This window comes from Thermococcus marinus (genome assembly GCF_055389025.1).
Genome location: NZ_AP042417.1, coordinates 877,968 through 891,699, shown reverse-complemented (window position 1 = coordinate 891,699; position 13,732 = coordinate 877,968). Strand labels below are relative to the sequence as shown.

Here is a 13,732-nt window from a genome sequence, read left to right as displayed (position 1 = left end):
GCCTGCATTCTGAAGATCAATCAATGAAGTCGCCGCGACCGAGCCCGCTCCTGCCAAAACGCTGAAGAGTACCAGCAGAGCGAGCACTACCCCGAGCCTTTTCACTTAGACCACCTCCTTGAGAGTGCCCAAGTGTCAATGCCAAGCCCGACGAGGACGATGCCGATTGACATCAATCCAAACGCGAGAACCAGTCCGAGAACGTCCATCGCTCAGCCTCCTACGCTGTAATCAATGCCAATCCCGCCCACAAGGGCCAGCACAAGAGCAGTTTGTTCGTTTATTGCAAGCAGGCTGTTGGGAAAAGCCTCAAAGCTTCCAGCGAGCTGGTAGAGAGCAATGAGCCACGTCACGAGTAGAATATCATAGATCAGTACGCGCCAGCCTGCCGTCAAGGGCTTGATGTAGATAATGTTCCTGTTCCCCTTGTTTGTGAGCAGCCAGTGCAGGGTAATCCCTCCGAGGGCCCCAAAGAAAGCAGCTTCCTTCGTTATGCTGTCCCACGCGACGTAGCCGAAGAAGGCGATGATGAGAATGAAGAGAATGAGCTGGACGAGGCTCTTTGCGCTCTTTGCGTTCATGCCGGTGCAACCTCCTTTCTCTTGCGTAGTTTTGACATTGCTACAGAAACAGCGGAACTCGCACCTTCTGCTATCGCGTAGCCGATAGTCGCCCACACTGCCGGAATCAGCGCAAGGAGGGTGAAGCTCATGTCGTTCGTTGCGAGCAGGAATATCACGAGCAGGAGATTTCCGAGGAACACCTTCATAGCGGTGACCGCAACTTTCTTCACGCCCTTCATACTGCCGTCACCTTCCGCGCCTTCTTAAGGCGAGAAAGCTCTGCCACCAGTTGTTGCTTCTTGCGCGTGACCCTCGCGAGCTCGCGCTGTGCCGCATTAATCTGTTCCCGAAGCCTCACTGCATACCTATCAAGAGCCTCAATCTCCCGAGCAATCCCCTCAAGAGAGTCCATACTACCACCTCTTGCAGGCAATGATGATTTGACAGAACTGATTTGAGCGGAGGAAGGCCCAAGTGGGCTAAAATAGAGAGTACGGCAAAGATATTTAAGAATCCTCGAAAAACTCATGCGAAAGGATTGAGAAAAGTTCGCAAAAATCAGGCTTTCACTTCGTTGTAGAGCCGTCTAATCGCCATCCTGACGACTGCCGACTCGTTTCTTATGCCGAGACTCCTTGAGAGTTCCTTAATCATGCGATGAGTCTCCTTATCAATACTAAACCCCCAAACATAAGTGCCAGAACCGTTAACCTTTTCCCGGGCCATCCTCCGCTCACCTCCTTTATTTTTCTACCATCATGAGTCTCCAAATCGTTCCAAGCGTGGCCACAAACGGAAAGAGCACCCACATCATCAGGCTGACAACATTTCCGAGCTTTATCCAGTTCATTTCGAACCCTCCAGAACTTTCTTCAGGTCATCAACCACGGCAGAATACCACTCATCGGCGAGGAGGGTCTTGTTCAGGTAGTGAGTCGCCCCAACGCGCTGGCTTGCACGTCCCTGGATGAAGTCAGCGATGTCGGCAGGAACGCCCTGACGAATGAGAAAAGTGTAATGCCACTTCCGGATTGTGTTGGCAGAGACCCTCTTGTACGTAACCCATTCCCATGCCGTTGACTCTTTTATCCTGATTCTTTTGAGTTCTGTAGTCAGTCCGGCAGGCATGTAAACCCAAAAACCCCTTTTCTTTCCTTTGGAGAGTTCACGGATTGGATACCTGGCTATACCTTCAGCCGGGAACTGGAGCAACGTTGGGTCAAAAGTCGCGAGCATTCTAACCAATTGCGATAACCGAACTCCTGAGAACACCATAAGTTTGAACAAGAGACGTGCTTCCTCTCTTCTTCTCTTGATGTGCTTCCATGCTTCTGAGATTTCTTCATCTGAAATATAGATTTCGCGGACTCCATTTGTTTTGGCCTTCGCATAGCTCTGCAAGAACTTAGAAAACTCCTCGTCTATAACTTCAACCTCGGCCAAAAATTTGAGAAAGTTCCTGAGGCCGTAGGCGTAGCGTTTCTTGTTTCCGACGGCATCAACTGCTTCCTTTATGCTTCTCTTGTCAAAGGTCACAGTGTAGTTCATGAACAGCTTTTCGAGGGCATTGTAGTAGTCCTTCACTGTCTTTTCTTTTGTGAGTCTGCGGGAAAGCCACTCTCTGAACTGCTCTTTGTGCTGGCTCCACAGCTCATTTAGCGTTTGGAGTGATATACCCTTGTAATCCGCCGGTCGCGGGTTCAAATCCCGCCCGGGGCTCCATTCATTTCTCAAGTAAGTTCTCAACGAGGGCAACAATCTGTCTGTGGACTCCGTCAATGTCCTCCATGGCGTTAACGATTTTAATCTCCGGAAAGCGCTCCGCGAGCTTGAGGTAGTTTTCGCGGACTTTCTTCTGGAGCTCCGCTATCTTGTCGAACTCGCTCTTTATGCTTCTCGTCCTTATGCGCTTCATGCTCTCCTTGACGGGCAAATCGAGGAGCAGAACGAGGTCGGGCTTTATTGCAAAGCGGTTCAGGTCTATCAGCCACTCGAGGTCAAGCCCCCTGGCCCACTGGTAGGCCAGCGAAGAGTAAAAGTACCTGTCCGAAATCACGACCTTTCCGGACTCGAGGGCGGGCTTTATTAGCTTGTCAACGTGCTCCGCCCTGTCCGCCGCGAAGAGGAGGGCCTCCGCCTCGTGGCTTATTTTAGCGCCGTCTATTATTCCCTCCCTTCCACCCGTCAGGACGAGCTTTCTGATGAGTTTTCCGAAGGGTGTGTCCGTTGGTTCCTTGGTCAGGACTACCTCATAGTCTCTCTCCTCAAGCCACAGTTTGAGCAGCTTCGCCTGCGTTGATTTACCAGCACCGTCTATGCCTTCAAGCACAATGAATATCCCCAAACCCGTCACCCCCAAAATGAAAGAATGTGTAGACCCCTCGACGAGGGGCTTATAAAATTGCCGCTACGTCAGGCGAAAGTTTTCTTCAGGTAATCAACGAGCGACCACATGCTTCCAAACTCCTTTTCTTCCCCGCCCGTGTACAGCTCCACGACGCCATCGGGCCTGAAGCGCATTCCGAAGTCGTAGTCGCCCTTGTTGAACTTGTGGAGGAAGACCTCCTTCGGCTTCGGCGGCAGGTAGCTCGTCATCATGTCGTTCATGAGCTCGACCTCAAAGCCAAAGTGCTCGCTCAGCCTGGGGAAGAACAGAACCGCGGGGGTGTTCATCGCGTCCACGAGGGCCTTGCCGCCAATCTTGAAGTTATAGTGCTTGAAGAGGTCGTTCATAAAGTCGTCGAGGGCGTTGGGGTAGTATACCGTCGCACCTATGTCATTCGGGTGCGCCTCGATGAAGCTCCTGCTCTCAAGGATCGCCTTTATCTCGTCCACGTCGAGCCCGCTGACGTAAACGCGAACGCCGCCGTGGTAGTAGACGTACACGAGCGGGAGACCCTTCCTGTGGGCAAAGTCCTTAAGCGCTATGAGGGGGATAAGGCGGACGTCCATTATCGTAGAACCTGTACTGAGGATGCCAACGACCATAGCCCTCTTTCCGTAGCGCGAGATTGCCCTGCCGTCCCTTCCAACTATTGTCGTTCCATGGGCGACTGTTCCTATGGCCCTCCCTAGAAGAGCCAGCTCCTCGGGGTTGAACTTCTCGGAATGGTAGAGTTCCACGGTACCACCTCCCATATCACCGTAAGTGTTATCGTTTTTCAAAGTTTCCCCGGCACAGCCCAACAAAAATCTGTCTGCTGATGTCCTTAAATATTCTTCGGAGTACTTAAATCCACTGGCAAACTATTTTAATACACTGGCCAACAGAAACAGGAGGCGGTAAAAATGGAGGCTCTTGAAAAGCTTAAGGAACTCCTCCCTAAAGAACAGTTTGAGAAAATCAAGGCAATAGACAACCCGGAGCTCCACGCTTTTTTGGCGGAATGGATTGAGTGGCTCGAACCGGATAAAGTCTTCGTCTGCACGGACAGTCCGGAAGACGAGGCCTATGTCAAATGGAAGGCCCTCTACTACGGAGAGGAGAAGATGCTCGAAACGCCGAACCACACCGTCCACTACGACAGCTACTACGACCAGGCGAGGGACAAGGCAAACACCAAGCTCCTCGTGCCCGGCGGAAAGAAAATCCCCTTCCTCAACACCAAGGACCGCGACGAAGGCCTGAAGGAGATTAAAGAGCTCATGAAGGGAATCATGCGCGGAAAGGAGCTCTTTATATGCTTCTTCGTCCTCGGACCCAAGAACTCGGTCTTCACGATTCCCGCCGTCCAGCTCACCGATTCGGCCTACGTGGCCCACTCGGAGTTCATCCTTTACAGGAAGGGCTACGAGGAGTTCAAGCGCCTTGGAAGAGATGCAAAGTTCTTCCGCTTCGTCCACAGCGCAGGGGAGCTCGACGAGAGGAAGACCAGCAAGAACCTCGACAAGAGGAGGATTTACATAGACCTCGTTGACGACACCGTTTACTCCGTCAACACCCAGTACGGCGGCAACACCATCGGTCTGAAGAAGCTCGCCTTCAGGCTCACAATCCAGAAGGCAGTCAGAGAGGGCTGGCTCAGCGAGCACATGTTCCTGATGCGCGTCAACGGTCCAAACGGCAGGAAGACCTACTTCACCGGTGCCTACCCGAGCATGTGTGGCAAGACCTCTACCGCCATGATTCCATGGGAGAACATCGTCGGCGATGACCTGACCTTCATAATGCCCCTCAACGGCGTTGCTAGAGGGGCGAACGTCGAGAAGGGGGTCTTCGGCATAATTCAGGGCGTCAACCCAGAGGACGACCCGATAATCTGGCAGGTTCTTCACTCGCCGGCCGAGATAATCTTCTCAAACGTCCTCGTCAAGGACGGAAAGCCCTACTGGAACGAGATGGGCGTCCCGATACCCGATGAGGGTGAGAACCACAGCGGAAAGTGGTGGAGGGGCAAGAGAGACAAAGAAGGAAACGAGATACCGCCGAGCCACAAGAACGCCCGCTTTACCGTCAGCCTAGAGCACTTCCCGAACGTGGATTTAGAAGCCCTTGACGCCCCGTGCGGCGTTGAGGTCGGCGGGATGATTTTCGGTGGTCGTGATAAAGACACCTGGCCGCCGGTCAGGGAAGCTTTCGACTGGAAGCATGGAGTAATAACGATGGGCGCCGCCCTTGAGAGCGAGACGACCGCTGCCACCCTCGGCAAGGAGGGAGTGAGGGCCTTCAACCCGATGGCCATACTAGACTTCATGAGCGTCCCGCTCGGTGACTACCTCAGGAACTACCTCGACTTCGAGAAGAGGCTTAGAAAGACCCCGAAGATATTCGCCGTGAACTACTTCCTCCGCGATGAGAACGGCAACTGGCTGAACCACAAGCTCGACAAGGCCGTCTGGCTCAAGTGGATGGAGCTCAGAGTCCACGGCGACGTTGATGCGATAGAGACGCCGATAGGCTACATCCCGAAGTACGAAGACCTAAAGAGGCTCTTCAAGCAGGTTCTTAACAAGGACTACAGCAGGGAGGACTACGAGAAGCAGTTCACCATACGTGTGCCCGAACTGCTCGCGAAGATTGAGCGCATCGAGAAGATCTACCGCGAGCAGGTCAAGGAAGTCCCGGAGGAGCTCTTCCAGGTTCTTGAGGAGGAAAGGAAGCGCCTCCTTGAGGCCAGAGAGAAGTATGGCGAATACATAAGCCCGTTTGTCCTGGAGAAGTGAGTTTTCCCCCAACTTTTCTTTCCACTATCTTCGTCAAACGCCGAACGACAGGGTTTTAAATGCAGGTGTTTAGTAGGTATCACCAAAGATGATACATGGTGGTTGCTATGGCCAAGATAGACACCTGCATCCAGGATTCAATAAGGAAAAAGCTCCCATATCCGTTAGGAGGGCTCGCTGACCTAGCCTACAACTACTGGTGGAGCTGGAACAGGAGGGCCTCAAAGCTCTGGGAGCACATAGACCCCGAGCACTGGAGGGAATACAAGAACCCCGTTAAGCTCCTTCTTGACACGCCCGAAAAACGCTTCAAGGAGCTCATAAAGGACGATGACTTCATGAACCTCTACGAACTCGTCATGGACCAGTTCCACGCCTACATGAACCCGCGCTCCACCTGGTTCTCGACGAACTACCCCAAGTGGGACAAGCCCATAGTCTATCTCTGTATGGAGTACGGCATAAGCAAGAGCCTGCCGATTTACTCAGGCGGCCTGGGAATCCTCGCCGGCGACCACGTCAAGACCGCGAGCGACCTTGGCCTTCCGTTCATAGCCATCGGCCTCCTCTACAAGCACGGCTACTTCCGTCAGGAGATCGACGAGAAAGGCAACCAGATTGAAATTTTCCCCGAATACAAGCCAGAGGAGATGCCGATTAAGCCCATACTGGACAGCAACGGCGAGAGGCTCCTCATCGAAATCCCGATAGAGGACAGGATTGTCTACGCGAGGGCCTTCGAGGTTCAGGTCGGAAGGGTCAAGATTTACCTCCTCGATACCGACGTTCCGGAGAACAGCCCCGAGGACAGGACGATATGCGACTACCTCTACAACGCCGAGATGGACAAGCGCATAAAGCAGGAGATACTCCTCGGCATCGGCGGAATGAGGCTCCTCAAGGCTCTTGGAATAGAGCCCGGTGTTATTCACCTCAACGAGGGTCACCCGGCCTTCGCCAACCTTCAGAGGATAGCATGGCTCATGGAGGAAGGCCTCACTTTCACGGAGGCACTGAGCGTCGTAAGGGGGACAACTATCTTCACCACCCACACGCCTGTCCCAGCGGGCCACGACAGGTTCCCGATTGAGGAGGTCAAGAAGAGGCTCGCCAAGTTCCTCGAGGGAAGGGAAGAACTCCTGGAGCTCGGCAGGGAGGGCGACCAGCTCAACATGACGCTCCTCGCCATCAGGACTTCGAGCTATGTGAACGGGGTTAGCAAGCTTCACGCCGAAGTGAGCAAGAGGATGTGGCAGAACCTCTGGCCGGGAGTCCCGCTCGACGAGATACCAATAGAGGGCATCACCAACGGAGTTCACACCATGACGTGGGTCCACAACGAGATGAGGAAGCTCTTCGACCGTTACATCGGCAAAGTGTGGCGCGAGCACACGAACCTTGAAGGCATCTGGTACGCGGTCGAGAGAATTCCTGACGAGGAGCTCTGGGAAGCCCACCTCGAAGCCAAGAGGCAGTTCATCGAGCTCCTCAGGAGAAAGGCCATGGAGAGGAACAAGCGCCTCGGAATAGACGACCCAATTCCGGACATCGACGAAAACGCCCTCATCATCGGCTTTGCCAGGCGCTTCGCGACCTACAAGCGCGCCACTCTCATTCTAAGCGACCTTGAGAGGCTGAAGAAAATCCTCAACAACCCGGAGAGGCCGGTCTACATAGTCTTCGGCGGAAAGGCCCACCCGAGGGACGAGGGAGGTAAGGAATTCCTCAGGAGGGTCTATGAAGTCAGCAAGATGCCGGAGTTCAGGGGCAAGATATTCATCATGGAGAACTACGACATGGGAAGCGCCAGGCTCATGGTTGCCGGTGTTGACGTATGGCTCAACAACCCGCGCAGGCCTATGGAAGCCAGCGGAACGAGCGGAATGAAGGCCGGCCTGAACGGCGTCCTGAACGTCAGCATCTACGACGGCTGGTGGGTCGAAGGCTACAACGGCAAGAACGGCTGGGTGATAGGCGAGGAGAGCACGGAGCCGGAGAGCGAGGAGGACGACCCCAAGGACGCACAGGCCCTCTACGACCTCCTTGAGCAGGAAGTCATTCCGACGTACTACGGCAACCGCAAGCGCTGGATATACATGATGAGGGAGAGCATAAAGAGCATCGCACCACGCTTCAGCACCCACAGGATGGTCAAGGAGTACATGGACAAGTTCTACTCCAAGGCCATGAGCAACTACATCTGGCTCACGAGGGACAACTACAGGGGGGCGAAGGAGATAGCCGCATGGAAGGACAGGGTCACCGCATCGTGGCCAAAGGTGGACTTCGTTGACGTTAAAGTCCTCGACGACAACTCCGGCCTGGAGGTCACCGTTGACCTCGACGGCCTCAAGCCGGAAGACGTCCGCGTCGAGCTCTACTACGGCGTCCGTGCGGACGGCAACACCGTTGAGAGACCAAACATAGTCGAGCTCAGGCACCCAGAAAAGCTTGAAGACGGCAAGTGGCTCTACACCTATCACGGAAGCGCTCTGAAGCACCTCGGAGACCCGTGCTGGCACTACGCGGTCAGGGTTCACCCCCACCACGAGAAGCTCCCGCACAGGTTCCTCCTTGGCCTCGTGAAGTGGGTTGGCCTCGACTGAATTCCTTTTTCCTGTCTGTTTTCTCTTCAGACTATTTCTTAACAAATATCCAAATTGGGCAGGAGCCAGTGGTAAAAATTTTTAATCACCGCCCCACACCAACGAACGGAAAACGCCGGAGGTGGCAAAAGTGGACGAAACAAAGAAATGGACCCTCTATCTGATATTCCTAGTCGCGGGATTCACGACGGGTATAGGCTCAATAGGACTCTTTCCGCAGTTCTGGCTTGAGTACGGAATGACAGGCCTGATAGTTCACCTGGTCTTCCTGGCAATCCTCACATACGTGGCAATAGCTGAGGCCGAGAAGATAATCAAGTCAGGGTACTACTTCGTCGAGCTGTACAACAGAATCTTGAAAAAGCCCGCCATGATGCTGGCGGTGCTGGCAGTGATAATAGTGTTCCTCTCGTACTACACGGCCAACTCAATGCTGTTTCTGCTGTCTCCAGTGGTCGGCACGGGAACCCTTGGAAGGCTGGTAGCCAAGCTCATCATGATTGCAATAATCTTCGTAATCCTGACAAGGGCAAAGGAAAAGACGTTCACGATAATGGCAGCCGGTTCAATGATACTCGTTGCCTCAGTCATCATCACAACGGTTGCTTTCGTTTCTGAGATACCCTCAACGGCAGCATTCCTTGGCATGGCCAAACACATGATAACAAGCAGGCACCCAATAACCGCAGACCTCATCGTTGAAGCCCTTGAAAGGGCCATCTACGCCTCAGGCCTTGGATTCGCGTTCTATCTGATGCTCGGAAGCTTTATGAACGAGCGCTTTAACGTTAAACTCATCGTCGGTACCGGAGTCCTCATCCAGGTCATCATCGGTATCCTATCCACAATAACTATAATCTACGCAATAGCCCCATCAACCCCCGAGGAGCTCCTAAGGTACGTCGGTGGGGGAGAAGAGGCCGCAATTAGCTTCATGGGGAAGCTCCCAACAATCCTCGCTGATTACCCGAGGCTTCTGGTGCTGATAGCACTCTCCCTGTTCTTCGCAGGACTTACCAGCATTCTGCCGACCTCTGAGGTGGGTCTACAGATAATAGAGTTCAACACCAGAGTTGGAAGGAACAGAGCCGCCATGTACCTCCTGCTCTTAGTGCTGCTAGTTGGTATCCCAAGCTCAGTACCGAGCCTGGCCCAAGCCCTGGTTCTCGGGGTTACTACAGCGACACTCTTCACTGCGATTTTTGAGTACCTTCCCATAATCTCTAGGGAAGTTGGAAAGGTCACAGGGATTCAGCCGACTCCACTCCAGATGGCTACGGGAGCGGTCTTACTCGCAATCTTTGTACCGATGGGGCTGTATTCACTGTACACCACGGCAAAGTCCGGCGGTGTTAACCTGATTGGTGCACTGTTCGCAGTGACCGTTGTTGGACTGGGAATCCTCGGCGACAAGATAGTCAAAAAAGAAGAGGAATGAATCACTTGTGGGCGAATATCGCCCTGACCTTTCCATCTTTTACCTCATCGATTCTCACGAAGCCGAAGCGTTCGAACTGGACGACGTCATCGACCTTGACGTTGGCGTCGCTCTCGAGGAGGCCGTTTCTGATTATCAGCTCCTCGCCCTCCGGAACCCAGACCTCGCAGGGCTTCCCTTCGGTGACCCAGTGAACCATCCTCCAGCGGTTCTCCCTGGCGATTTCGTATTCAATGCTGTGGAACCTTGCCTTTATGCCGTCCTCGTTAACTTCGAGGATTTCAACGTTGAAGAGGTCCTTAAGGCGGACGAAGTTGCCCGGCTTGAAGAGCTCCATGTCATCTTTTGAAACATAGACCGGTTTTCCTGGAACGAACTTCAGTTTCCTGACCCCGCGCTCTGGATGGTCGGGGTGGAGCGGTATCTCGGCAACGAACTCCTCATCGTAACCCTCGATGTACATTGGGATAGGGTCTGCAACGAAGAAGTAGCGGTTGGCTATCGGCTCGATTATGCGCCTGTTTATGGCCGCAAGGTTATCCCAGCTTATCGTCGTGTCGCTCCTCTTAAGGCCGACCTCGATGATGAGCTCCCTTATTGCCTCAGGCCTTATGCCGCGCCTCCTTAAAGCACGAATCGTTCCGAGCCTCGGGTCGTCCCAGCCGAGGTACTTGCCCTCCTCTATTCCCTTCCTCGTCTTGGACTTGCTGAGGATAACTCCCTCGATGCTCAGTCTGCCGTGGTGGACGGTGACCGGGTACTCCCAGCCGAGGTACTCGTAAACGTACCTCTGCCTCGTCTCGTTCTCGGCGTGCTCCTGTCCACGGAAGATGTGGGTGACGCCAAGCTCGTGGTCGTCTATCGCTGATGCAAAGTTGTAGAGCGGCCAGACGCGGTACTTGTTCCCAGTCCTCGGGTGGTTGGGGTTGTCTATAATCCTGAGCGCTGGCCAGTCTCTAACTGCAGGGTTCGGGTGCTTGAGGTCTGTCTTTATCCTGACGACCGCCTCGCCCTCCTTGTACTCGCCGTTGAGCATCTTGTGCCAGCGCTCCAGCTGAACCTCGACCGGCTCGTCCCTGTGGGGGCAGGCTATACCCTTGTCCCTGAGCTCGCGGAACTTCTCGGGCTCACAGGTGCAGACGTAGGCCTTGCCCATCTTTATCAGCTTCTCAGCGTAGTCGTAGTATATCTCAAGCCTGTCGCTCGCTATGTGTATCTCGTCAATCTTGAAGCCGAGCCACTCAAGGTCTTCCTTAATCCACTCGTAGAAAATCGGCTCCGGCCGTTTTACCTTGGGGTCGGTGTCGTCGAAGCGGAGTATGAACTTGCCGTCGTACATCCTCGCGTACTCGTGGCTCAGAATAGCGGCCCTCGCGTTTCCGAGGTGGAAGGCACCGTCGGGGTTAGGGGCAAAGCGGGTAACGACCTTCCCCTTCTCCGCCCTGGGAAGCGGGGGAAGGCCCTTCTTCTCCTTCTTGGTCTTCTTCTCCTCAAAGAACTCGGGGTAGAGCTCTCTAAGCTTGGCTTCCTGCTCCTCAAGGGAAAGCCCGTTCACCTTCGCGACTATCTCGTTCACGAGCGGGATTATCTCCTTTGCCCTCGGCCTCAGCTCAGGGTTCTCGCCGAGAACCTTCCCTATCACCGCTTTGGGGTTCGCCTTTCCCTTGTGGGTGTAGGCGTTGATGAGCGCGTACTTCCAGATTAATTCCTCGACCATCTTTAACCACCTGTGGGAAAAGGTAGAGAGCAGTTATAAATGTTAGTCCGAAAATGCGAAAGAAAAATAAACCTAAAAGTCAGGATTCAATTTGCGAACATTACTATGGGGATGACCATGCGGCTCCTCAGCACCGGAATTAAAAAACTTGACCGCGCAATAGGCGGGGGCATCCTCCCGAACACCAACGTCCTGATACTCAACAACACTTACTCAACAGGCTGGGCCATAGCGTTTGAGATACTGAAAAACAGAGTTCAAATGGGGGACTTCGGCGTCATCACGAACACCGCAGTGCCTCTGTCATCGCTGGAGATTGAGCTAATTCCGGTCGGGGTGGACATAAAGGCCCTTGGAAAAAGCGGAAATTTAGCAGTCATAGATATATTTGGCTCCCTCCATGGAATACGGTACAACGAGGATTTCGTCCATTCTGGGAACCATTTTTCAGTGGATACGTTCGTCCCAAAGTACTCGATGCTGTTTGACATTTTTTCTTTCTCAAGCCTCGCCGTTCACGGTGGGGATGTGGTAGACACTCAACGAGCAATCAAACAGGAAAGCAAAACTATTTTAAAGCCTAAAATTCATACTATTCATTAAAATGAAGCGAACAGTAACCATCAAACTCCAACCCTCAAAAGAAGCTGAAAGAATCCTTTTCAAGTTAGCTGACACTGGAGCTAAAGCGTGGAACCTAGTAAACTACTTGAGGAGACAACAATACTTCCAAGAACAAATCGTGGACTTTAACAAAACCGAGAAAACCGTTTATGAAGAATTCAAGAGAAAAATCGGCTCAGCCACAGTCCAGCAAATAGCGAGAAAAAACGCTGAAGCCTGGCGGAGCTTTTTCTCACTCCTTCGGAAAAAGCGGAACGGAGAACTCCCCAACTGGCTCAAACCAAAACCACCAAACTACTTGAAAGAAGAGGGAAGGAGAAAACCCTTAATCGTCCTGAGAAACGACCAATATAAGATTGAGGGCAATAAACTAATCTTAAAAGGCCTCGGCAAGTTTAAACGCCTCGAAGTCCAGTTCAAGGGTAGAGTTCACCTTAAGGGCAAGCAGGGGCGGTTAGAGATAACCTACGACCCCGTTAAGCGGAAATGGTATGCTCACGTTAGCCTTACTGTTGAGGAAAAACTTGAAAACACTGAATGGGTGAACGTTCCGAGAACGCCAAAAGGAAGCCTTTCAGCGGGCATTGACCTTGGAGTGAACAATTTAATGGCCGTTTACGTTGAGAACGGTGAAAGCTTCCTCGTGAATGGGCGACCATTAAAGAGTATTGACTTCTACTGGAGGAAGAAGATTGCTGATTACCAGTCTAAACTCAACAAGTCTGGAGCTAAGACGAGTAGAAGGCTTAAAAGAATGCACGGGAAGGCTAAGCTTCAAGCCAAGCACTACATCAACACTGCCGTAAGAGGAACGGTTAAGAAGCTCTACGAGTTGGGAGTTTCCAAAATTGTCGTTGGCTATCCGAAGGGGATAGCTCGGAACTCTGATAAGGGCAGTAAGCAGAATTTTATTCTCTCCCACGTGTGGCGGTTTAATTACGTTATCAAACGCTTGACGGAAGTTGCGGAAGAGTATGGTATTAAAGTTGTGCTCGTTGGTGAGGCTTTCACTTCTAAGGTTTGCCCTGTTTGCGGGGAGCCTCACGAGGGGGCTCGCTTTGTTAGGGGTTTGTTTAAGTGTCCCGCAACGGGGCTTGTTTTTAACGCGGATTTAGTTGGAGCGTTTAATATTTTAAAAAAGGTTGTGAAAACCATAACCCCGAGCCTGCCGGGTTTATCGGCGGGTAGGGGTAACTGGCCGGAGACCCGGCCAGAGGGGTTGAAAACCCGCTTTTCAGCGGGTTTGAATGAAGCCCCTCAAACCTCCCCGTCCGTGGCGAGGGGTTAAGCCAAACCCTCGCCTTAGCTGGGGAGAAGGTCAGCCTCGACGGCTTTACCTTCTTCCTGGGCGAGAGGAACACGCTGAGGATATTCCAGAAGTTCATCGCCTTGAGTGAAAATGAGGAGAGAGAATCAATAAACATATGGATCCTCAACAGGGACAGGACGTCGAGAAAGTTCCTCTCGTGGATTTCGCTCTACGCCCACTACGTCCTTGAAGTTGTGTCAAGGGAGGGAATAGAAGAAAGGCTCTACGTGAGGAAAAGTCCCCTCTTCTACACGCCAAAAGAGGACGGAATCCCATTAAAAAGAGGGAAAAGGGGAATAATTCTCGGCTAGA

At 52.8% G+C, this 13,732-nt stretch carries 13 protein-coding genes; 6 read left to right on the top strand and 7 right to left on the bottom strand.

The features are described 5' to 3' along the window. Nucleotides 1–212: 212 nt before the first annotated feature. From ACZ5ER_RS04845 to ACZ5ER_RS04820, 6 genes are all read right to left on the bottom strand, one after another. Nucleotides 213–581 (bottom strand): hypothetical protein, encoded by a 369-nt coding sequence (locus ACZ5ER_RS04845; protein WP_464934920.1) that lies wholly within the window; start codon nucleotides 579–581, stop codon nucleotides 213–215. Further along, on the bottom strand, nucleotides 578–802 hold the full coding sequence (locus ACZ5ER_RS04840; RefSeq protein ID WP_464934919.1) for a hypothetical protein: 225 nt from the start codon (nucleotides 800–802) through the stop codon (nucleotides 578–580). Before ACZ5ER_RS04840 ends, ACZ5ER_RS04845 begins: the two co-directional genes overlap by 4 nt. Beyond that, a complete protein-coding gene (locus tag ACZ5ER_RS04835) occupies nucleotides 799–975 on the bottom strand; it encodes a hypothetical protein (RefSeq protein WP_464934918.1) in 177 nt (58 codons plus the stop codon). The genes ACZ5ER_RS04840 and ACZ5ER_RS04835 overlap by 4 nt, the downstream gene beginning before the upstream one ends. 434 nt (nucleotides 976–1,409) lie before the next feature. Next, on the bottom strand, nucleotides 1,410–2,267 hold the full coding sequence (locus ACZ5ER_RS04830) for an integrase (RefSeq protein ID WP_464934917.1): 858 nt from the start codon (nucleotides 2,265–2,267) through the stop codon (nucleotides 1,410–1,412). Between the two features lie 19 nt (nucleotides 2,268–2,286). Further along, the gene (gene tmk, locus ACZ5ER_RS04825; protein ID WP_464934916.1) at nucleotides 2,287–2,907 is read right to left on the bottom strand and encodes a dTMP kinase; all 621 of its coding nucleotides are present in this window, start codon (nucleotides 2,905–2,907) and stop codon (nucleotides 2,287–2,289) included. Nucleotides 2,908–2,975: 68 nt separating this feature from the next. After that, nucleotides 2,976–3,686, bottom strand: a complete 711-nt coding sequence (locus ACZ5ER_RS04820; RefSeq protein WP_050002860.1) for a phosphohexomutase domain-containing protein — start codon at nucleotides 3,684–3,686, stop codon at nucleotides 2,976–2,978. Between the two features lie 165 nt (nucleotides 3,687–3,851). Here ACZ5ER_RS04820 and ACZ5ER_RS04815 point away from each other — a divergent pair, with 165 nt between their 5' ends. The 3 genes from ACZ5ER_RS04815 (at nucleotide 3,852) to ACZ5ER_RS04805 (ending at nucleotide 9,770) form a co-directional block, all read left to right on the top strand. Continuing rightward, nucleotides 3,852–5,726 carry a phosphoenolpyruvate carboxykinase (GTP) gene (locus ACZ5ER_RS04815; RefSeq protein ID WP_464934915.1) on the top strand — a complete coding sequence of 625 codons (1,875 nt, stop codon included), beginning with the start codon at nucleotides 3,852–3,854 and terminating at the stop codon, nucleotides 5,724–5,726. A 95-nt stretch (nucleotides 5,727–5,821) separates the two neighbouring features. Then, nucleotides 5,822–8,332, top strand: a complete 2,511-nt coding sequence (gene malP, locus ACZ5ER_RS04810) for a maltodextrin phosphorylase (RefSeq protein WP_464934914.1) — start codon at nucleotides 5,822–5,824, stop codon at nucleotides 8,330–8,332. A gap of 130 nt (nucleotides 8,333–8,462) precedes the next feature. Then, complete coding sequence (locus tag ACZ5ER_RS04805; RefSeq protein ID WP_050002857.1) at nucleotides 8,463–9,770, top strand: sodium-dependent transporter; 1,308 nt, start codon at nucleotides 8,463–8,465, stop codon at nucleotides 9,768–9,770. Nucleotide 9,771: 1 nt separating this feature from the next. On the opposite strand, the gene ACZ5ER_RS04800 is transcribed toward ACZ5ER_RS04805, so the two are convergent. Continuing rightward, nucleotides 9,772–11,487 carry a glutamate--tRNA ligase gene (locus ACZ5ER_RS04800; RefSeq protein WP_464934913.1) on the bottom strand — a complete coding sequence of 572 codons (1,716 nt, stop codon included), beginning with the start codon at nucleotides 11,485–11,487 and terminating at the stop codon, nucleotides 9,772–9,774. Between the two features lie 105 nt (nucleotides 11,488–11,592). Between ACZ5ER_RS04800 and ACZ5ER_RS04795 the strand changes: the two genes are divergently transcribed. The 3 genes from ACZ5ER_RS04795 (at nucleotide 11,593) to ACZ5ER_RS04785 (ending at nucleotide 13,731) form a co-directional block, all read left to right on the top strand. Beyond that, on the top strand, nucleotides 11,593–12,090 hold the full coding sequence (locus ACZ5ER_RS04795) for an ATPase domain-containing protein (protein WP_464934912.1): 498 nt from the start codon (nucleotides 11,593–11,595) through the stop codon (nucleotides 12,088–12,090). A gap of 1 nt (nucleotide 12,091) precedes the next feature. After that, on the top strand, nucleotides 12,092–13,399 hold the full coding sequence (locus ACZ5ER_RS04790) for an RNA-guided endonuclease InsQ/TnpB family protein (RefSeq protein WP_464934910.1): 1,308 nt from the start codon (nucleotides 12,092–12,094) through the stop codon (nucleotides 13,397–13,399). A gap of 101 nt (nucleotides 13,400–13,500) precedes the next feature. After that, entirely contained in the window at nucleotides 13,501–13,731 is a 231-nt protein-coding gene (locus tag ACZ5ER_RS04785) for a hypothetical protein (RefSeq protein WP_050002853.1), read from the top strand. Nucleotide 13,732 lies beyond the last annotated feature (1 nt).